This window comes from Parabacteroides timonensis, assembly GCF_900128505.1.
GTDB lineage: Bacteria > Bacteroidota > Bacteroidia > Bacteroidales > Tannerellaceae > Parabacteroides > Parabacteroides timonensis.
The window spans coordinates 1,182,426-1,203,002 of sequence record NZ_LT669940.1 but is presented as its reverse complement, the minus strand read 5'-3'; the positions used below and the strand labels follow the sequence as shown (position 1 = coordinate 1,203,002).

Sequence of the window (20,577 nt, the reverse complement as noted above, 5' to 3'; positions counted from 1 at the left end):
ATGAAAAGCGTAATCGCAACAGCTCCCGGCGTAGTAGAGATCCGGGAGATAGATATACCGGCTATCACGCCGTATCAGGCTTTGGTAAAAACTGAGATGGTAGCCCTGTGTAATGCAACCGACAGTAAACTGATATCCGGACATTTCCCTGGAGCAGACCAGTTCCCGATGGCGTTGGGACATGAGAACGTAGGTATCGTAGTGGAAGTCGGGGCTAAAGTCCGCAACTTCCGTGTGGGCGACAGGGCCATCGGCGGATTGAATGCCACATTTACAACTCCGGGATTGAATAGTGCCTGGGGTGGTTTCAGTGAATATGTCGTCGTGAATGATTTTGAAGTATTGCAGGAAGAAGGCCTCGCCACACCGGAACAGGGTTGCTGGGACAGCTTTGAAATTCAGAATGCCGTACCTGCCGATATACAACCGGAAGAAGCAGTAATTGCGTGTACTTGGCGTGAGATAGCCGGTGCATTTAAAGACTTCCGTCTCGCACCGGGAAAGAAAGTAATGGTATTCGGTGCCGGTCCCGTCGGACTGAGTTTCGTCAAACTAGGTAAACTGTTCGGTCTGGGACAGGTAGATATCGTCGATATGCTTCCCGCCAAACTGGAACTAGCCAAGCAGATGGGAGCCGACAACGGGTATACTCCGGCAGAAATCGCCACCCCCGAATTTATAGCGGCTGCCAACCGTTCGTACGATACGATCATCGACGCAGTCGGTTTGCCATCCATTGTTAACTCGGCTCTGCCACTTATCAAAATGGCCGGCGACATTTGTGTCTACGGTGTAATGACCAAAAACCCAACGATCGATTTAGATCAGGCTCCGTACAACTTCAACCTCTACATCCACCGCTGGCCGACCCGTTCGGAAGAGAAACGGGCCATGATCGCACTGACCGAGTGGATACGAGAAGGCCGGTTGTCTGCCTCCGACTTTATCTCCCATCGCTTTAAGATCGAACAAATAAACGAGGCCCTGGAAGCCGTAAAACGTAACGAAGTAATAAAAACAGTATTAACATTCTAAACATCATTTATCATGAACGAAATAATCGCAAACCTAACAGTAGAACAATTAGCAGGAATGATCGACCATACCTTCCTGAAACCTTTCGGCACGGCAGAGAACATCGAAAAGCTTTGTGCCGAAGCACGGAAATATGAATTCGCAATGGTAGCCATCAATCCGGCAGAAGTAGAAACCTGCGTCAAACTGTTGGAAGGTTCGCCTGTTCGTGTCGGTGCAGCCATCGGCTTTCCGTTGGGCCAGACGACTACCGAATGCAAAGCGTTCGAAACACGCGATGCCATCGAAAAAGGAGCAACGGAAATCGACACAGTGATCAATGTCCGTGCTTTGCAAAAAGGAAGATTGGATATTGTAAAGAAAGAAATCGAAGATATGGTAGCCATCTGCCGTCCGGCAGGTGTGATCTGCAAAGTGATTCTGGAAACCTGCTACCTGTCTGATGCAGAAAAAGAAACAGTCTGCCAAATCGCCAAAGAAGCAGGTGTCGACTTCGTGAAAACCTCTACCGGTTTCGGAACAGCCGGAGCCACCGTTGAAGACGTTGCCCTGATGCGTCGCGTAGTAGGTCCGGAGATCGGAGTGAAAGCAGCAGGCGGTATCCGCGACCTGGATACAGCATTGGCCATGATTAAAGCAGGCGCTACCCGCATCGGTACGTCAAGCGGAGTCTCAATCGTAGAGGCCTATAAAGTTTCCCGCAAGTGAAACTAAAGTTTCTTCCGGATGAAACAAAAGTTTCCCGAGCAGGAAACAATAGTTTCATCCGGAAGAAACAAACTGAAACAAAGCATCGTTTCAGTCTATTCCGGTAACCGGATTATTAACAAAGAAGGGAGTATCATGAATAACTTACACAAAATAGGAATAGGACTTATACTCGTTGTAATGGCAGCCTGCCAGAACAAAGAAACGACGTATAAGGATCACCATCCTGTCGATAAGCAGGAATTTATAGCCGAAATACAAGACCAATTTAATAAAATAAAGGCAACCGAAGGGATTGTCTCAAAAGACAGTACCGCAACCCTGATCCGGGAGGCGCATCTGCATTTATATCATCACTATCCTGTCTATTACGACTGGTGGCTACAGGATGGAAGCAATGTAAAATGGTTTGACGGAACTTTTTCCAGTCAGATCAACGAACGCCTGCACAAACTGCAGCTGGAAACAAAAGTAACCGATACCCCGGAAAGCATCACACAGGCTTTGTCTTCCTACCTCGACGCCTGTACGAAAAGAAGGGAGCAGCGACTGGCCTCATTTATAAAAAGCACTCCCGAAGTTGTGTTTACCAAATTCCGTACACTGCGCCCGTCTTTCTTTGCCTATACGGAAGGTTTGTCCGATGCCCGTGCAGAATGTAATTTCTTTGCCGGAGGCGAGTTGGGGTACTTTAAGATGGATGGTATCTGGGCGAAGGAAGAAACGTTGCTGAAAGACACAGCCGGCGTTTTCCGTGATCCGGACGTACATTTCGATGGAAAGCATATATTGTTTTCATGGAAGAAGTCGCAGAAAGAAGACGACTTCCACCTGTATGAAATGGAAATGCCGTCACGGAAACTGAAACAGCTTACTTCCGGACTGGGATTTGCCGACATAGAGCCAATCTATCTGCCGGACGAAAATATCATGTTCAACTCGACCCGCAACGGCAGCTCCGTAGATTGCTGGACCGTAGAAGTCAGCAACCTGTATCTTTGCGACCGCGAAGGACGTTATATGCGTCAGGTCGGATTCGACCAGGTACATACCTCCAATCCGACACTGCTCGACGACGGTCGCGTTGTCTATACCCGTTGGGAATACAATGACCGTGGCCAGGTATTTATGCAACCGCTCTGCCAGATGAACCCGGACGGTACCGGGCAGGCTGAGTATTACGGAGGAAACAGCTTCTTCCCTACCACCGTCACGCATACCCGCCAAATCCCCGGGACACGAAAGGTAATGGCAACCATTCTCGGTCATCACACCCCTCAACACGGTAAACTATGCATCATCGATCCCGAAGCCGGACGCGATGAAAACGAAGGTGTTATGCTGGTGGCTCCGCTTCATAAACCGGAAGCCGTAAAAGTCGATACATACGGACAGTTCGGCGATCAGTTCCAACACCCTTATCCCTTGAATGAAGGGGAATTCCTTATTTCCTATACGCCGCTGGGCTATCATGTAGGTCACCCGATGGAATTCGGTATCTACTGGATGACACCGGACGGAGAACGCGAACTATTGGTTTCGGATGCCAGCCTGTCCTGCAATCAGCCTGTCCTGCTGGCCGAACGTGAACGTCCTTTCGAGCGTGTAAACAATGTGGATTACACCAAAGAGGAAGGCATCTATTATATGCAGAATATTTACGAAGGGAACGGTTTGAAAGGTATCCGGCCGGGAACGGTCAAGAAACTGCGGATTGTCGAACCTATCTATCGCGTAGCCAGTATCGGTGCCGCTTTCGGCTTTGATGCAGGTGGCGGAGGACATGCCTTCTCTCCGGTGGGAGTCGGTAATGCCAGCTGGGACGTAAAACGAATACTCGGTACGATAGATGTGCAGCCGGACGGTTCTGCCTTCTTCAAAGTGCCTTGCCGCACACCTTTATACTTCCAGGCATTGGATGAAAACAACCGGGTCGTACAGACCATGCGTAGTTGGTCGACTCTGCAACCGGGAGAAACACAAAGCTGTGTAGGATGCCATGAACATAAAAACACAGTTCCGGTAGCCTCGCATCCGGTATCTATGGCGATGAATACCGGTATCCAAAAGATCGAGCCGGAAGGTATTGGCGACCGTTGCTTCAGCTATATCAAAGAGGTGCAACCCATCTGGGATGCGCACTGCATCTCCTGTCATGACGGAGTGAAAAGCAAGCTAAGTCTGAAAGGTGAGTTGAAAGTAGTCGACCAGCAAACCAAGCGTAAGTTCTCAGACTCTTATCTGAACCTGACTCATGCCCGCCAAATGACGAGAGATAATGACTCCTGGCAGGGAGACGCTCATCACCCGGAAGTAAATTGGATAAGCAACCTCTCCGAACCGACATTGCTTGCCCCTTATTTTGCAGGTTCCAACACTAGCAATCTAATCAAACGGCTTGAGAACGGACATGGCGGATGCAAGCTGAGTAAGGAAGAATTGGAAACGATCGCTTTATGGATCGACCTGTGCGTACCCTTCATCGGTGATTACCGGGAAGCAAACAACTGGACACAGGAGGAGAAAGATTACTATACATATTATGAGAAGAAGCGGGAAACATCCCGGGCTGCCGAGAAAGAAAACATCCGTCAGTATCTTCAATCATTAAAAGCAAAGAAGTAAAGATTATGAAAATAAACTGGACTTATATAGCCTGTCTTTGCCTCATCGCCCTGACAGGATGCAACGGAAATGATGTTTTTGCTCCGGATCATATATGGAGTGCCGGACAAGAAAACGGACTTCTGGTGACAAACCGGGATAAAAAAGAAATATGCCTCATCGATACCCATTTAAAGAATACAGGTATCAAAGCTACATTGCCAACCGCCGCCAACGACCTGACGGAAACGCCCGATCGGCATATCTGGGTGGTATGCGACGGCGTCGGAGGTTCTTTATGCGAGTTGGACGCAAAAGACCTGTCCGTTATCTCTCAAACAGCCTTGGGACATACTCCTTCTGCCCTCTTATTCAACCGCCAGACAGGTTCTTTATGGACAACTCAACGCTTCAATAATGAACTGTGGGAAATATCTCCGAAGACAAAAGAAGTGTTGAGCCGGATCAGCGTAGGCCGCGAACCGGTAGACATCGTTTCATTCGCCGGCGACAGCTTATTACTGATTGCCAACAACCTGCCCGAAATGTCATCGCTCACTTATCCGATTGCCTGCCAGCTGGATATTGTCGATGTAAACAGTAAAAAGGTAGTGAAACGCTTACAGCTTCCAAACGGTTCTACAGATGTAAAAGCATTAGCGACGGACAGCAAAGGCGATTACGCATACGCCGTCCATTTATTGGCACGCTACCAGCTCCCTACCAACCAGGTAGACCGGGGATGGATGAGTACGAATGTCCTGTCCATCATCAATCTGCATACACAGGAAGTAGAGAATACAGTTCTGTTGGACACTCCGCAGAAAGGCGCCTCCAATCCATGGAACGTTGTCGTCTCTCCTGATGATAGTAAAATATGGATATCTGTCTCCGGAACTCACGAACTGGTATGTGTAGACAGAACCGCATTGCATGACCGCTTGGCACGGGCAAAAGACGGCGAAAAAGTAACTCCTTCGACCAAAGATTATGCGCATATCCCGGATGATGCCGGTTTCTTATACGGTATCCGCGATTTCTATAAAACGCAGGGGAAAGGTCCCCGTGCCCTGTACGCCACACCGGATAAAGTCTATACGGCGAATTATTATACCGGAGAGTTGGTTGCCTTCAACGAAAGCGGCAAGGATATGGTTTCTTCCTCATTGGGTACGGCACTCGCATCCACTCAAAAAGGGAAAGGCGATATGTATTTCCACGATGCTTCCATCGGTTTCCAGGAATGGCAGAGTTGTGCCAGTTGCCACCCCAACGATGCCCGCATGGACGGCCTGAACTGGGATTTATTAAACGACGGCATGGGGAATCCTAAAAATACCAAGACATTGGTTTTATCCCACCAGACTCCTCCCTGCATGGTTTCCGGTATTCGTAAAGATGCAGAAACGGCTGTTATCTCAGGTATCAAATATATCTTATTTGCTGCTTCGACAGAAGAAATAGCTCCGGCCATCGATGTATACCTGAAGTCATTGTCTCCGGTTCCAAGTCCTTATCTGGTAAACGGTAATTTATCCGAAGCCGCCCAAAGAGGGAAAGAACATTTCGAGAAGAACTGTGTCTCCTGTCATTCCGGAACTTATTATACGGATATGAAACAGTACAAGGTAAACTGGACGAACGGGCCGGATAAGAATGTAAAAATGGATGTTCCCGCCTTAAACGAAGTATGGAGAACGGCCCCCTATCTGTATGACGGGCGCAGTTACACCATGCAAGAAATGCTGAAAGTCCACGGCCCTGCCGAAACATTATCAGATAATGAATTGGGCGATCTGGCAGAATATGTCTTATCACTATAAAAAAAGAATTATGAAACATTTCGCTTATATATTTGTACTTTCCTGCATTCACTGCTTTAGTGTACTGGCACAATGCGGGAACTTTGCCGGAGCCGATTATTCCCAGGGGATCGTTTTCATTATGGAAAACAACAAGATCGTCTGGCAACATGAGGCTCCGGAATCGAATGATCTCTGGGTACTTCCGAATGGGAACTTATTGTTTTCGGTTGGTAAAGGAGTACTGGAAGTGACCCGGCAAAACGATACCGTCTTTTATTACGCATCAGAAAGTCCCGTCTTCGCCTGCCAACGTCTGAAAAACGGGAATACTTTTATCGGTGAATGCAATGCCGGACGCTTACTGGAAGTTTCTCCCAAGGGGAAAATCGTAAGCGAGGTATGCATCCTGCCGGAAGGTGTTTCGGACGGAACATTTGCCTTTATGCGTAATGCCCGCAAACTGGATAATGGCAATTATCTGGTGGCGCATTACGGAGGGGAATATGTCAAAGAATACAATTCAAAAGGGGAAGTAGTCTGGCAGGTACAGGTTCCCGGCGGTCCCCATTCTGTGATCCGGTTACCGAACGGCCACACATTGGTCGCCGTAGCCGATAAGACACAGAATCCCCGCATCGTCGAATTAGACAAAAAAGGCAACACCGTATGGGAAATATCTAACAAGGATATTCCCGGAGAGCCTTTAAAGTTTCTGGGAGGTATGCAATATTTCCCCGACGGGCGTTTGCTCTTCACAAACTGGGTCGGACATGTGAATCCTGAGAAACGGGATCATCTGTTCCTGGTAGACAGGGATAAGAACATTCTCTGTATATTAAAGGATCAGGAAGGAATACAAACCATGTCTTCCGTATTCAGCCTGGATGAAAATACCGGTTCACTTCATTAAAACAGTTATTCAAACAACAGCTATATGAGGAAATTATTTTTTATATCCCTATTCGGGATCGCATCGCTTACAGCCTGCCTGGCCGATAAGCCGCTACAAACAGAAAATAAGACCTATAAGAATCCTGTCATCGATTACAGTCTTCCGGACCCCAGCCTTATCAAAGCCGGTGACGGTTACTTTTACGTGTATGCAACGGAGAATATCCGTAATCTTCCTATCCATCGTTCCAGAAACCTGGTGGACTGGGAAGAAGTGGGCACAGCCTTCACAGACGAAACCCGCCCGACTTTCGAGCCTAAAGGTGGTCTGTGGGCACCTGATATCAATTATATCAACGGGCAGTACGTTTTATATTACTCCATGTCTGTCTGGGGTGGAGAGTGGACCTGCGGTATCGGAGTCGCAACAGCCGACAAACCGGAAGGCCCTTTTACCGACCGGGGTATGATGTTTAGGAGCAATACGATAGGCGTACAAAACTCCATAGACCAGTATTACATCGAAGAGAATGGTAAAAAGTACATGTTTTGGGGAAGCTTCCGGGGTATTTACGGGATAGAGTTGTCAGACGACGGACTAGCCCTGAAAGAAGGAGCGGAGAAAAAACAGGTAGCCGGTACAGCTTATGAAGGAACCTATATTCATAAACGTGGCAAATACTATTACCTGTTCGCCTCTATCGGCAGTTGCTGTGAAGGATTGAAAAGTACTTATACAACGGTAGTCGGCCGCTCCGAAAACCTGTTCGGCCCTTATGTGGACAAACAGGGGCAACCGATGATGGAGAATCATCACGAGATACTGATCCGCGGAAATGAAGCCTTTGTCGGTACCGGCCATAATTCGGAAATAGTGACTGACAAAACCGGGAACGACTGGATGCTTTATCATGCGGTAAGTAAAGAAAATCCTACCGGCCGCGTCCTGATGCTGGATCAGGTCAGATGGGTGAACGACTGGCCGGAAGTAACCGGCTCTACCCCTTCACTGGAAGCTGAAGCTCCCGTATTCTAAATCTTGAAAAATAATAGTTATGAAGAACAACCCTGTAATCGTTCCTAAACAACGGATTAATTCGATCGATGCACTTCGTGGTTTTGCTTTAATCGGAATCATGTTGTTACATTGTATGGAACGTTTTGATCTGACTTATATTCCGGTCGTTGATTCTCCTTTCTGGCAACGTATCGACACCTTTGTTTTCGATTCGATGTCCTTTCTTTTTGCCGGTAAGTCGTATGCCATCTTCTCTCTCCTTTTCGGTCTGAGTTTCTTTATGCAAATGGATTCACAGGCAGCCAAGGGATACGATTTTCGCGGACGTTTCCTCTGGCGCCTGGCCTTATTACTCGTCTTCGGATATATCAACGGCTTGGTTTACCTCGGTGAATTCTTTGCTGTCTATGCCATATTAGGCGTCTTTTTGATTCCGCTTTATAAAGTTCCGTCTAAGTGGCTGGTTATTTTATCTGTTTTATTATTCTTACAGATACCGGCTGTTATCAGCTTTATTTCACTGCTGGGGAACAACGTGCCTAATCAACCGACGGCAACCGTTGTCTATATGAATCATCTGTATGACCTCTGTGCGCAACGGTTCATGAACTGTACATTTTGGGATGTCATCGATTTCAACCTATGGAAAGGACAACTGGCAAAACTCCTGTGGGTGTTTAACAACTATCGTTATCTTCAGTTGTTCGGTCTGTTTATTGCCGGAATGCTGATCGGACGTATGGGAATTCATAAAAGTGAAGAAAAGATGGTAAAATATAGCCGGATGGTATTACCTTACAGTATTGTCTGGTTTGTTTTATTTTATGTGATCGTACTGTTACTCCCGGTTCTAGGTGTAGAAGGTTTTGCCCTTTCTGTCGGGAAAACGCTTTTCAAGACGTATGCCAACCTGGGTATGATGATGATCTATATTTGCGGTTTTACGTTACTGTATTACCAGTATAACGGAAGTAAAATGATGGATAAGATCGCTCCCGTCGGCCGTATGAGCGTAACGAATTATATGGCACAATCGATGGTCGGAGTGACTTTGTTTTATGGCTTCGGGGCTAACCTGGCTGTACATTTCAATTATCTGCAAAGTTTATTGGTGGGAATTGTCTTTTGCCTGATCCAGATCGGTTACAGCAACTGGTGGATGAAACGTTTTTATTATGGCCCGATCGAATGGCTTTGGCGTACACTGACCTGGTTTGCCAAAGTACCTTTACGACGGAAATAACAAGGGAAGGTAGCACTATATACTCAGGTATATCGACACTATAGACTTACACCTGTCAGCACTCTAGTGCTACCTTCTTTACACCGGTATGCTACTTATTTTTGTCGCGTACCTTCTATTACCTCCTGATTGATTTGTTTGACCTTTTCCAGATTCATCTTCTCAACCCAACGATCGTAAGTGACCAGCCCGTTTATCTCATGCTCCACATCCGTCGTCTGCGTGTAGATAGCCGTGCTCAAGCCAAAATATTTAATCATCTGCTCTAATTCGTTAAGCATGAGAATATAGGTGTCTGTCAAAACCTCTTTATTCAACATCATTTCATAGGCATCATTCCGCACAGGCCATAAATGCCCTCTGACAAACAATCCTTTTCCACCAAACTCACCGAGAGAGGCAGCCCTTTTCTCATCCGGACGAGGCATCGCCTTCGGCTCTATCTTACCATAATGATGCAGATCGACAAAATCACCATTACCCGGATCGCCATAGGCCGGACGATAACCCGGAGCATAATTATAACCGGACAGACCATTAACCAGACGACTCGGATCATATTTCTTCACCCAATCCGTTATATCGGTAGCTTCAAACGCTCCCCAGTTTTCATTAAAAGGAACCCACATCACAACAGAGGGTGAACTGATATGCTGATCAATCATCACCTTCAATTCTTCACGAAACTGCTTACGGACAGTAACAGAATCCGTATCATCCGGTTCCCACAGATTAGGCATATCCTGCCATACCATCAATCCCAGACGGTCGCAATGATAATACCAGCGCTGCGGCTCTACCTTTATATGCTTACGGATCACATTAAAGCCGGCTCGTTTAGCCAATTCGATATCATACAATAAAGCTTCATCCGTAGGAGCCGTAAAAATGCCATCCGGCCAGTATCCCTGATCCAGCAGTCCTATCTGAAATACAAACTTACCATTCAACAAAGGACGGTTTACTCCATCCACCTTTCCCAAAGACACGGAACGCATCCCAAAATAAGATGCAACTTCATCTACAATCTTACCTTTCGTATTCTTCAACTGTAACTTCAAATCATATAAGAAAGGATCTTCAGGAGACCAGAGACGAGGATTCTGTATAGGGATATAAAACTTATTATTAACGGTTCCTTCCGCTTTCGCTATTTCCGTCACACCGTCTTTAGCAACTGCCGAAACTTTTAATCCGTCGTTATCTGCACAAACAATCACTTCCAAACGGTTATTCTTTAGATCCGGGATCAGTTTGACCTGAGAAACATATTGTTTCTCCACCGGTTCCAACCAGACAGTCTGCCAGATACCGGAGGTAAAGGTATAATCGCCACGGGGTCCGTTTTTACCGGAGGCTGCCCTTCCATCGTTAGGGTCGTAGGCACCGACAACAAGCGAATTCTCTCCCGACTTCAGGAAATCAGTGATATCAAAAGTAAAGGCATCATATCCTCCCGTATGTGTTCCCACTTTCTTTCCATTCACAAAAACAGTCGAAATACGATCTACCGCACCGAAATTCAACAAAACATTTTTCCCCTTCCACTCCGTTGGAATCGTAAAACAGCGGCGATACCATAAACAAGTATCCCCTTTACGAGCAATACCCGACAATTCTGCCTCAGGCGGAAAAGGAATCCGGATCTGTTCCGGCTTAGCAGGAAACGTCGGAACAGTAGTCGCCGATACCGGATCCTGCAACTCCTTCCCTCCCATATAATCCCACATACCATTCAGATTCAACCAATCTGCCCTCACCATCTGTGGCCGCGGATATTCCGGCAGAGGAACAGATGCTTGCAAAGCTTTATCCGTCCAGGGGGTCGGCAAGATGAATTGCTTGGGAGTTTGAGCCTTCATAGTAAACACTCCTCCCGTGAAAAAACAGAAGGCCAGAGTAAGAAACACAACTTTTTTCATGATAAAACTAATTAATATTTGATTCTTATGCATAATCATTTAGGGGATCCCCTTCTTTTTAGAGTCTAAATATATGATATCTTTATTGTTTAATCTATAATTTTATTAAGTTATGAAACAAGTTGCAATGTTTACATGTCTAAGTTTATTATCACTTGGACTAAGCTCTTTCACTGAAAAAGAGAACAAAACAGAAAATGTAAAAACAGAAAATGTTGCTTCAACACCAACACTTGTACAAACTTGTGGAAATCGTCTTTCAAGCGATCTCATTTACATCGATCAAAGCGCATATAATCTTTTTTTCAAAAGAGGTGAAAATACAAGTTTTCGTATTGACTGGCAATGGGAGCAAGGTGGTGGTGGATATTATTATGCAAAAGGAACAACAGAAGTAAGAATTCTAGGAGATAGATTTAGAATCAGTATTCCTGGAGAAAGTGGTAGCTCGAATGTTGAAACCTATTGCTTTGTAATAGAACGATAACTCAATCTCACTTATCTTCTTTCTTATTTTTAGTAAGTAAAACAAGAGGCTATCTCAAAATGAAGTAGACTTCAATGAGATAGCCTCTTTTACTTTTCATCCTACGCTAAGCCAGACAACAGAAACTATTTCAATCGTACAACCGTTGAATAAATGGCTTGATCAGCTCCATTAGCCAAAACACCGACACGAGCATATAATGCTTTCGCTTTGGCTATTTCTGTATTACCACTAATATCCGCACTCAGATTTACTGCACCGGCAGATATTTCGGTTATATCTTTACGAAATACATTATTTACATCATCAGCAAACTGTGTCTTGCTTAAAATCAACATCACCTTGTTGATCGTTGCAGTCGAAACAATTTGATTGATTGTAAAAGAAGCTGTCATCGTCGTACCGGATACGGCTAACTGTTCGTTAGATATTGTAAAATAAGGAGTGACCTCAATATTCACTTCCGAATGTCCACTCAGATTAACCGTTACCGTATCATGCCGATTCATCCACGGTCCGTTACCATCTCTAGTTACCAGTTTATATTCTCCATTAAACAAAAGAGCGGAAAATTCTCCCTCCTGTCCGACAAAAACAGAAATCGGATCATGTTTTTCATAACCATCCTGATACAATTGTAATTGAATTGCTTCACCAGTACCACGTAAATTCAACGCTTGTCCTTGATAAGTTATTTTTCCGACCAATTTTGATTCCGGTGCATCATAATTATCTTTTCCACAACCAGTAAACAGAACCAGTAGTAATACTAACGAAAAAATATTTGATATAATCTTCATATTCAATTTGTTTTAATTATTGATACGGATTCTTCACCAATTTGGGATTATTATTGATCCAGCCCAAATCCAGGAAGTTGTAATAGTTCTGCATTCTGAAATAACGTGCATTCGGGGACATAAATAAAAAGTCTTCTACGAATACCCACTTTCCATCATTCGGATCACCCGGTGCAACTACACGATAAGGCCACAAACGACGATGACGGGCCTGTTCATCATTGTTATTGCCATTCCAGACTTTATCCGCCAAACGCCAGCGTTTCATATCCCAATAACGGTGATCCTCAAAAGCAAATTCAACCCGGTTCTCGTGCACGATATTATCGAATGTTACTTTTGTCAAAGGTTGTACACCGGCTCTTTCACGTACGGCATTTATATAACCTTCGGTTTTGCCATTATTCAATTCAAACGATGCTTCTGCTGCAATCATATATGCTTCCGCTACACGAAAACGAGGCATCCACATCTCAGAACCACGTCCACGAGTTCCGGCTGACGGAGTTTCATCCAAATACTTACGTACATAAAAGCCCGTTTTATTGATATACTGTTCGTTAGATTCTTTAGGACCATTCATAGCAGTCAACAGATTCCCCTGCGCATCCTTTGAATCCAAATCACCTGTTAAAAACTCCCAATTTCCATTATTCTGAATTAACTGTCCGGCTTGAAGAATCACAGGAATGCTCTTAAATTCTGCACCTGGATAAATAATAGTTCCCCACAAACGCGGATCACGGTCTTTAAAAGGTTCATCAGCCGTATTATAAAATTTATATGTTCCATTTTCCATCGTTTGCACCAAGCTCTTTTGCCCGGGAGTCTGAGTATTTATCAATTCATAATCCTCCACCAAATTTAATACAGCACCCAAATAACTATTATCAATATCCTCTGCATGAGACTTTGGAGCATTGTTAGTTGTAAAGCCATGTGTTTGTCCCGGGTATTTATAATCGCGTGCCCAAATAACTTCCGTATTATTGTCTTTTACACAAACTGCTTCGTAAAAATTCTTGCCTCTATCATCAGGGCGTTTATTTTGTAGCTCATACGGACTGTTATTAATTACATCTTCTGCAGCATCCAAAGCCATCTGATAATAACCTGATGCCTTATCAGCCGGGATACCGACCTCGCCACCATCTGTACGGATCGGTTGCGTCATTTTATTATTATAATTAGCAATAGATGCCGCATACAAAGCTGCACGGGCTTCCAACATCCTGGCTGCCCATTTATTGGCACGAGCCGAGTTGATTTGCTTATCGGCTGGAAGCATCGAATAAACAGCCTGACATTCAGAGATGACATAATCGTACGTAGCAGCTTCTGTTGAACGGGGATACTGCATAGTCGAAACATCCATACCTGGTTGATAATCGAAAATCTCGTCCCCTACTATTGGCATACCTCCTAGACTACGACACACATTAAAATAGTACCATGCTCGTAAAAAACGTGCTTCTCCTTCCAACGGAGTTTTTTCATCAGTAGTCAAAGCTGCCGTTTCACGAACTCCCTTTAAAAACTGGTTGATATCACGAACTAATGTATAATCGTACACACGCCAACGATCATCTTCAAAAGTAGAACGATGATCCGGTCCGCCATTACAAAAAGCAGCTTCATCCAAAACAGTCAATCCCCCCCAATCGTCAACGTGTTGTCCCCACGTTACCCGACCATAATAATTTGCCAAAACAGATTTAATCATAACCGCATCAGCAAATATCTGATCGTTCGTCATAATCCGATCCGGTTCACGATCCAAAAAATCACTACAAGCAGTTGTCGATAACATGCAAGCAACTAGTGCTGCTATTATATACTTTTTCTTCATACCACTTAAAATTTAAGGTTTACACCAATATTTATAATTCGCGTCGTCGGATATGCCAATCCATTTCCTTCAGAGGTTTCAGGGTCAATGCCAGGAGCATTCGTTAATGTAAATAAGTTTGTTCCAGCGACATAAAAACGTAAATCCGAAATTAATGCTTTTTCCACAATATGTTTCGGTAACGTATATCCTAACTCCAAATTTCGTAGCTTGACATAACGCACATTCTTTTTCCAGAAAGTACTGTTCCAATAATTACTATGCGAACTATTACCAATCAGCAACATCGGATATTTTCCTGGTATTAATTCACTGTCAGCATCCCAAATATCAGCCAAGTGCCATGTATCTTCCATATAATACTGCGGGTTATTACCTCCGTCATGGAATGGGTTACGCTGTTCCCAATCCTGATACCAAGAAGCCATAGCTCCACCAGTCAAATCGAATGCCAGATCAAAGCCTTTCCAACCAAAAGCAAAATTCAAACCGAAATTCAATACCGGAGTAGCTCCTTCTCTATAACCAACCGGACGTTCATCCATACTATTAATTACACCATCGCCATTCACATCTTTATATTTTATATCACCCGGACGAAGCGTTTTATTACCCTGACGGTCATTATCGATTGGATAAGTAGCGATTTCTTCCCAACTCTGGAACTGTCCGATAGCTTCCAATCCCCAGTTTACATATCCAAAACGATGGTTGATTGAATTACGATAAACATCCCAAGAGTTGGAGAAACGAGGTTTATACTGTTCCCAATCATAAAAACGAGAATAAGTGATATTACCGCCAATGGAGTAAGTGAAATCTTCCACATGATCCGACCAACGTACAGCAGCATCGTATCCCATATGCACATCCGAGTTCAAATTTTCTTTCGGCAGGCTGAATCCTACTTCCGATGGTAACAAAACATCATAACGGGAAGCGGGCAACCCATCACGCTGACGACGGAAAAAATCAAACTGTCCGGTCAAACGATTATCTAGAAAAGCAACATCAAAGCCAATGTCCAGTATTTTTACTTTCAACCAGGAAATTGTCGTTACAGGCAGACCACGGGGAACAGAACCTATTGTATAAACACCATCAATGACAGAGCCTCCGTTCTTATAATTATAACCACTCATATAGTCAAAAGGACGATATAAATCTCTATTCGGGTCACCCGATGTCTCCATATCATCTCCCACCATACCATAAGAACCACGAATCTTCAAATCACTGAAAATATTCGCCAACTTACTTTCTTTCCAGAAAACTTCTTCAGATATCCTCCAACCAACAGAGGCTGAAGGGAAAAATCCCCAACGCTGATTAGGCGGGAATTTCCAAGAACCATCATAGCGGGCAGAAAACTCAACCAAATATTTATTTGCATAATCATAATTTCCACGGAACATCCAGCCTAAACGAGCCTGTGTTTCATTTCCATAATCATCATAGGTATCCATTGTCGGATAATCAATCAAGTGCAAAGAGTTTGCAGTAGGTACGGAATGCAACCAAGAATGTGGAGTATCACGTTTGATCGCTTCAAAACCGACAATTGCTGCAACAGAATGATCGCCGAATTTTTTATTATAAGATAATTGAATATTCGAGCTTAATTCTTCCTCATGTCCAACTTCACGTTCTCTCCAGGGATTGGTATTCTCAAACATTACAGGATACGTATCTGTTGCTTCGTCATAACTATACAATTTATATGTATACTCCTGGTTATTCTTTACATGGTAGTTCAAAAAATAACCAACCATTGCTTTAGCTTTTAAACCATCCCAAATATCATATTCTGCCGTAGCCTGTAACTGGGCCACACGCCAGGTTTCCTGAAATTCTCCGGACAAATCATAATTTAACCAAGCGAAATTTGTTGCTGCATTTGAAGATGTCATTGTCGGGTAATTTGGATTATCATTTGCATAGGGACGTTTAGTCGGTAAATTCCGGTAGGTTCCAAAACGTGGCATCCAATAGTCATCCACTTCAGGAACACCCGGATTCTTTATATCTTCTATACGTCCATTCATTGTCGCCCCGACTTTCAAACGACTATTAATTTGTGCATCAATACTCATCTGCACATTCGTACGCTTAAATCCTCCATAATTTACAATCATGGCATCTTGATTCAAATGGCCGACAGACAAATAATAATTAATTTTGTCTGATCCTCCGGATATATTAGCATTCAGATAATATTGTGGATTTGTTTCCCAGATAAAATCATACCAGTCAAAAGGGACATATCCTTTTTCTTTGCCTGCTAACCATTTTTGATAATCCTCTTTACTATATGTATAATCTGTCTTTCCCTGAACAGTCTCGGACTGAACATAATTAGTAAGATAAGTAGCTGCATCCGCTGGTTTTGGGAAAGTTGAAGGGTTCTGCCAACCGTAATAAGCATTCAAAGAAACCGTATTTTTAGTATTCCTTTTACCTTTCTTGGTCGTAACGACAATAACACCATTTGCCGCACGTACTCCATAAATAGCAGCAGAAGCATCTTTCAATACAGAAATACTCTCGATATCGTTAAAATCAATATTATTAAATTGCTTTGAATCAGACTGAATACCATCGATTACATACAACGGATTACCCATATTACGAATCTGAATGCTGGTCGTTGCTCCCGGACGTCCGTCTGTCTGACGGGTATTCAAACCGGCAATCTTACCGACCAATGCCCCGGAAGCTGTAGAAGCAACAGAGCGGCTGATATCTTCAGAACCGACTTGTGTGATAGCGCCTGTTAACGTCGCTTTCTTTTGGGCTAAACCGAAACCGGTAACCACGACTTCATCCAACGCTTGAGAATCTTCACGCAACGTCACACTGACCGACGACTTCCCTTTTACAGGGACCGTCTGAGTGACATATCCTATATATGAGATTTCCAATACGGCATCAGGAGAGACATTTAAGGTAAATGTACCGTCCAAGTCGGTAATAATACCGTTCGTCGTCCCTTTCTCTACAACATTTGCCCCGATAACAGGTTCCCCCAAAGGATCGAGCACGGTACCCCTCACCACTTTTTGTTGCTGTTGTAGTTGAGGAGTCGAGGGTACTATAGATTTAACCATATTACCTTCTTCACTTTCCGGTACTAATACAATCTGGTCGTTTGAGATTTCAAAAGTCATCCCCGTAGAATCAAGAATATTAGCCAGCACATCTTTTACTGATTTACTATCAGCATTTACACTTACACGATGTGACAAATCAACTTTATTCTCATCATAAAAAAATGAATAACCGCTTACCTTTTCGATCTGGTCTAGCGCTTCACTTAATGATGCATTCTCTAAATGAAGAGAAATAGAACGAAGCTGCATCTTTGCTTCGATCAATCTAGGGAAACTAACCCATAATAAAAAAACAATTAACGAAAGTGGCATTCTCCATTTTAAAATACCACTGGTACTAAAGAACTTTCGTTTCTTCATAACTTTTTAAGATTTAATAATTTACTAATCACTTATTCAATGTTAAAAAATTGTATTTCTCTTGTGTTCTATTCCATAGGCATTACGATTTTAATTGTTACTACTTATTTGTTATTCTCACTGCATTGTTTTCATCGAAGCTGTATTGTATCGGATTTATCCTGGCAATCAACCGAAGTACCTCTTCTAATGATTCGTGTTTGATCGAAAACGTATATGCCTGATCAGTCGGAACCTGGGGATCCAACACAATCTTCACACCATACCATTTCGATAAATATTCGGTTAACTCACGGATTGATTTTCTTTCAAAACGAATAGATTCATGAGCCCAAATGGAAGAGAAAGCAACATCAAATCGTTCTGTTCGGATACTGGGCTTATTTTTAAGACAGACTGCAACATCCCCGGGTGTAAGCATTTGAGATGCTCCTGCATTTTCAACAAGGATCGATCCGGACAACAGGCTTACATTTACATTCTTGTCATTCTCCCTCGCTTCCACATTAAAAACCGTACCATACACTTTTACAGCTACTCCCCCTCCATTAACGACAAAGAGACGCTCCGAATCTTTCGCTACTTCAAAATAAGCTTCACCTTTCAAAAATACATTACGTTTTTTTGACCATAAAGAAGTCGAATATTCAAGCGTAGATTCTGCATTCAACCAGACCTTCGTTCCATCAGGTAAAATCACTTTCGATTTACCGTTTAATGAAGAATAAGTCAAAACAGCAGAACTGGTTTGATACCATTCACTGATCACATAACTTGTTGCAGAAAATAATAAAAGCAGAAAAACAGAAGCAACTCCCAACAACCAACGAAAAGAAGACAAGGACATCTTTACTATTTTAGGTTCCTTTTCTTTTATACAAAGTTCCATCCTCTTCCATAAAGCATCGACCTCCGAAACGTAATTTGTACCTTCCGCCATAAGAGACAACCATACGGATTGCAATTCAAGAAACAGGGTATGATTCGCTTTGTCTGCAAACCACACCTCCAGTTCAGTCTGCTCCTCAACCGAAATCTCATGCTTGAATTTCCGTATAATTAAATCCCATGGTATGTTTCTATCCATTTTGTTCTATTTATACAGCGTGAGACTCAAAAAAAGCCGATACCCCCTAAAACAAAATGATTTTTTTTTCACTTTTTGTGTAGAGGCATAACAGACAGCAACATTACTATGCGATTTCAACCAACACTACTGTATCACCTCTACCAGCACTATAGTGCTGGCTATGTCAGTCTAATGTCCTGTATCTATTCTGATTTTGGTATAGATCTCCTGCTATATTTCACCGCAATACCTCCCCGTTCGGCTTTTTTACGTATTTTAAAAGAATTATTATCGACTTCTCCTGTAATAAATTCAGGTATATTATAAGATTTCATCAAAAGATCGTAATAACCGGTATCCTTTTGAGGAAGTATAAAAGGCTTGGCTGTAGCACCAGTTTCAGCTACATAAGCCAAAAAAGGACGTGTATACAAGCCGTCTATACGCCGACTGCTAAATACAATCCAACGGCTATTTGACGACCAGGAATGATAACTCTCAGTATCATCACTATTTACAGCGTCCAGATAAAAACCTCTCTTTGTTCGTAAATCAATCATATACAAATCGGCATCTTTATGCCAGACTGGGAAAGTTCCGTAAGCGGACAACGTGCAAAGCATAAACTTACCATCAGGGGAAATACGTGGAAATGAAACGCTCTTCCCATCAGTGTAGGCATTATAAAGAGTATCTGCTTTATTACCGAAGGTCCCTGTTTCCGGATCAAAAGACAAATAACATAAACTATATGAAAGTTTTCCTATTGAATCAGGCATGGGACAAGCCGGAGCGCTACAATAAAACAATGTCTTGCCGTCTGGAGAAAATGTTGGAAATGTTTCGAAATTATTTTTAGAGGTAGTTAGAGGAGTTGATAAGATTGTATGTTTCTCTATATCGTAAACAACCACATCGGAAGCTGTATCATATACTTCCGTACGTTGAGTCGGATGCAAATCCTGGGTTGTTTTATTCACGGAAAAAGCGATATATTTACCGGAAGGATGCCAGAAAGGATATACCAATGCAGAAATTGTTTCTTCAACTTTTGTTTCCAATAATTCAATGTCTCCTTCATCGACCAAGACCGTCCCGCCCATTTTGGCCCTCATATGGAAAAGCATTTTATCCGGATTATGCATACAAAACGAATGACAATTCACACAATTATAATTTGTTATCTTATTTTCATAAATAGGAGTTTCTTCATACGATTCCAAATTCCGCTGGAAGATTCCCATTTTGTTCCATAATGAATATCCGGGATCTATCAAACGATAAGCAAGATACGGATCTACCGCTTCTTTCGTCACATACATCGAAAAAGGGGAATAGGCAATCCATTTGTCTTGTTCTTTTTTTGCAATCGTTATCTCTATTGAATCACCTTTAGCTTGGATCAGTAAGTCTTTCCACTTCTTTTCGGGAATACAAACTTCTCCATTTCTTCCTTCTACTTGAAACTCTTCGTCTCCATATCTAAACAAGGCAAGAATAGGTTGGCCTGAGGATTGAACAGAAAAATTTAACGGAGCTATATTATAAGGGATTGTCACATTTACATAATCCGGAAATATAGTAGGTAAACTTTCCATATTTCCTAATATTTGTCTATCTTTTGCACAAGTCCAGAAAAAAAACAACAAAATAATTAAATAGAACTGTTTCATCTT

General features: G+C 43.1%; 14 protein-coding genes. 8 read left to right on the top strand and 6 right to left on the bottom strand.

Annotation, left to right across the window (positions count from 1 at the left end; genetic code table 11):
- The 7 genes from BQ7394_RS05335 to BQ7394_RS05305 all read left to right on the top strand — a co-directional run bounded on the left by BQ7394_RS05335 (position 1) and on the right by BQ7394_RS05305 (position 9,304).
- A complete protein-coding gene (locus tag BQ7394_RS05335) occupies positions 1–1,035 on the top strand; it encodes a zinc-dependent alcohol dehydrogenase (RefSeq protein ID WP_087880591.1) in 1,035 nt (344 codons plus the stop codon).
- Between the two features lie 12 nt (positions 1,036–1,047).
- Complete coding sequence (deoC, locus tag BQ7394_RS05330) at positions 1,048–1,743, top strand: deoxyribose-phosphate aldolase (RefSeq protein WP_075556418.1); 696 nt, start codon at positions 1,048–1,050, stop codon at positions 1,741–1,743.
- Positions 1,744–1,878: 135 nt separating this feature from the next.
- Positions 1,879–4,368: an HzsA-related protein gene (locus tag BQ7394_RS05325; RefSeq protein ID WP_075556875.1), complete on the top strand. Its 2,490-nt coding sequence runs from the start codon at positions 1,879–1,881 to the stop codon at positions 4,366–4,368.
- 5 nt (positions 4,369–4,373) lie between these two features.
- Complete coding sequence (locus tag BQ7394_RS05320; RefSeq protein WP_075556417.1) at positions 4,374–6,170, top strand: c-type cytochrome; 1,797 nt, start codon at positions 4,374–4,376, stop codon at positions 6,168–6,170.
- A gap of 10 nt (positions 6,171–6,180) precedes the next feature.
- Complete coding sequence (locus BQ7394_RS05315; RefSeq protein WP_075556416.1) at positions 6,181–7,062, top strand: aryl-sulfate sulfotransferase; 882 nt, start codon at positions 6,181–6,183, stop codon at positions 7,060–7,062.
- Between the two features lie 24 nt (positions 7,063–7,086).
- The gene (locus BQ7394_RS05310) at positions 7,087–8,079 is read left to right on the top strand and encodes a family 43 glycosylhydrolase (protein WP_075556415.1); all 993 of its coding nucleotides are present in this window, start codon (positions 7,087–7,089) and stop codon (positions 8,077–8,079) included.
- Between the two features lie 19 nt (positions 8,080–8,098).
- Positions 8,099–9,304 (top strand): DUF418 domain-containing protein, encoded by a 1,206-nt coding sequence (locus tag BQ7394_RS05305; RefSeq protein WP_075556414.1) that lies wholly within the window; start codon positions 8,099–8,101, stop codon positions 9,302–9,304.
- Between the two features lie 95 nt (positions 9,305–9,399).
- On the opposite strand, the gene BQ7394_RS05300 is transcribed toward BQ7394_RS05305, so the two are convergent.
- Positions 9,400–11,226 carry a glycoside hydrolase family 2 protein gene (locus BQ7394_RS05300; protein WP_075556874.1) on the bottom strand — a complete coding sequence of 609 codons (1,827 nt, stop codon included), beginning with the start codon at positions 11,224–11,226 and terminating at the stop codon, positions 9,400–9,402.
- Between the two features lie 112 nt (positions 11,227–11,338).
- Between BQ7394_RS05300 and BQ7394_RS25650 the strand changes: the two genes are divergently transcribed.
- A complete protein-coding gene (locus BQ7394_RS25650) occupies positions 11,339–11,713 on the top strand; it encodes a hypothetical protein (RefSeq protein ID WP_129735132.1) in 375 nt (124 codons plus the stop codon).
- A gap of 125 nt (positions 11,714–11,838) precedes the next feature.
- Here BQ7394_RS25650 and BQ7394_RS05290 read toward each other — a convergent pair whose 3' ends face one another.
- From BQ7394_RS05290 to BQ7394_RS05270, 5 genes are all read right to left on the bottom strand, one after another.
- Positions 11,839–12,513 carry a DUF3823 domain-containing protein gene (locus BQ7394_RS05290; protein ID WP_075556412.1) on the bottom strand — a complete coding sequence of 225 codons (675 nt, stop codon included), beginning with the start codon at positions 12,511–12,513 and terminating at the stop codon, positions 11,839–11,841.
- A gap of 16 nt (positions 12,514–12,529) precedes the next feature.
- Complete coding sequence (locus tag BQ7394_RS05285; protein ID WP_075556411.1) at positions 12,530–14,362, bottom strand: RagB/SusD family nutrient uptake outer membrane protein; 1,833 nt, start codon at positions 14,360–14,362, stop codon at positions 12,530–12,532.
- Between the two features lie 5 nt (positions 14,363–14,367).
- The gene (locus tag BQ7394_RS05280) at positions 14,368–17,832 is read right to left on the bottom strand and encodes a TonB-dependent receptor (RefSeq protein WP_075556410.1); all 3,465 of its coding nucleotides are present in this window, start codon (positions 17,830–17,832) and stop codon (positions 14,368–14,370) included.
- A 100-nt stretch (positions 17,833–17,932) separates the two neighbouring features.
- A complete protein-coding gene (locus tag BQ7394_RS05275) occupies positions 17,933–18,919 on the bottom strand; it encodes a FecR family protein (protein WP_075556409.1) in 987 nt (328 codons plus the stop codon).
- A 185-nt stretch (positions 18,920–19,104) separates the two neighbouring features.
- Complete coding sequence (locus BQ7394_RS05270) at positions 19,105–20,574, bottom strand: TolB family protein (protein ID WP_075556408.1); 1,470 nt, start codon at positions 20,572–20,574, stop codon at positions 19,105–19,107.
- Positions 20,575–20,577: the final 3 nt, after the last annotated feature.

Coding starts and splice junctions, on each gene's coding strand:
- BQ7394_RS05275 (WP_075556409.1), bottom strand. CDS start 18,919: ATGGATAGAAACATACCATGGGATTTAATTATACGGAAATTCAAGCAT.
- BQ7394_RS05300 (WP_075556874.1), bottom strand. CDS start 11,226: ATGAAAAAAGTTGTGTTTCTTACTCTGGCCTTCTGTTTTTTCACGGGA.
- BQ7394_RS05335 (WP_087880591.1), top strand. CDS start 1: ATGAAAAGCGTAATCGCAACAGCTCCCGGCGTAGTAGAGATCCGGGAG.
- BQ7394_RS05290 (WP_075556412.1), bottom strand. CDS start 12,513: ATGAAGATTATATCAAATATTTTTTCGTTAGTATTACTACTGGTTCTG.
- BQ7394_RS05325 (WP_075556875.1), top strand. CDS start 1,879: ATGAATAACTTACACAAAATAGGAATAGGACTTATACTCGTTGTAATG.
- BQ7394_RS05305 (WP_075556414.1), top strand. CDS start 8,099: ATGAAGAACAACCCTGTAATCGTTCCTAAACAACGGATTAATTCGATC.
- BQ7394_RS05270 (WP_075556408.1), bottom strand. CDS start 20,574: ATGAAACAGTTCTATTTAATTATTTTGTTGTTTTTTTTCTGGACTTGT.
- BQ7394_RS05320 (WP_075556417.1), top strand. CDS start 4,374: ATGAAAATAAACTGGACTTATATAGCCTGTCTTTGCCTCATCGCCCTG.
- BQ7394_RS05285 (WP_075556411.1), bottom strand. CDS start 14,362: ATGAAGAAAAAGTATATAATAGCAGCACTAGTTGCTTGCATGTTATCG.
- BQ7394_RS05280 (WP_075556410.1), bottom strand. CDS start 17,832: ATGAAGAAACGAAAGTTCTTTAGTACCAGTGGTATTTTAAAATGGAGA.
- BQ7394_RS05315 (WP_075556416.1), top strand. CDS start 6,181: ATGAAACATTTCGCTTATATATTTGTACTTTCCTGCATTCACTGCTTT.
- BQ7394_RS25650 (WP_129735132.1), top strand. CDS start 11,339: ATGAAACAAGTTGCAATGTTTACATGTCTAAGTTTATTATCACTTGGA.
- deoC (WP_075556418.1), top strand. CDS start 1,048: ATGAACGAAATAATCGCAAACCTAACAGTAGAACAATTAGCAGGAATG.
- BQ7394_RS05310 (WP_075556415.1), top strand. CDS start 7,087: ATGAGGAAATTATTTTTTATATCCCTATTCGGGATCGCATCGCTTACA.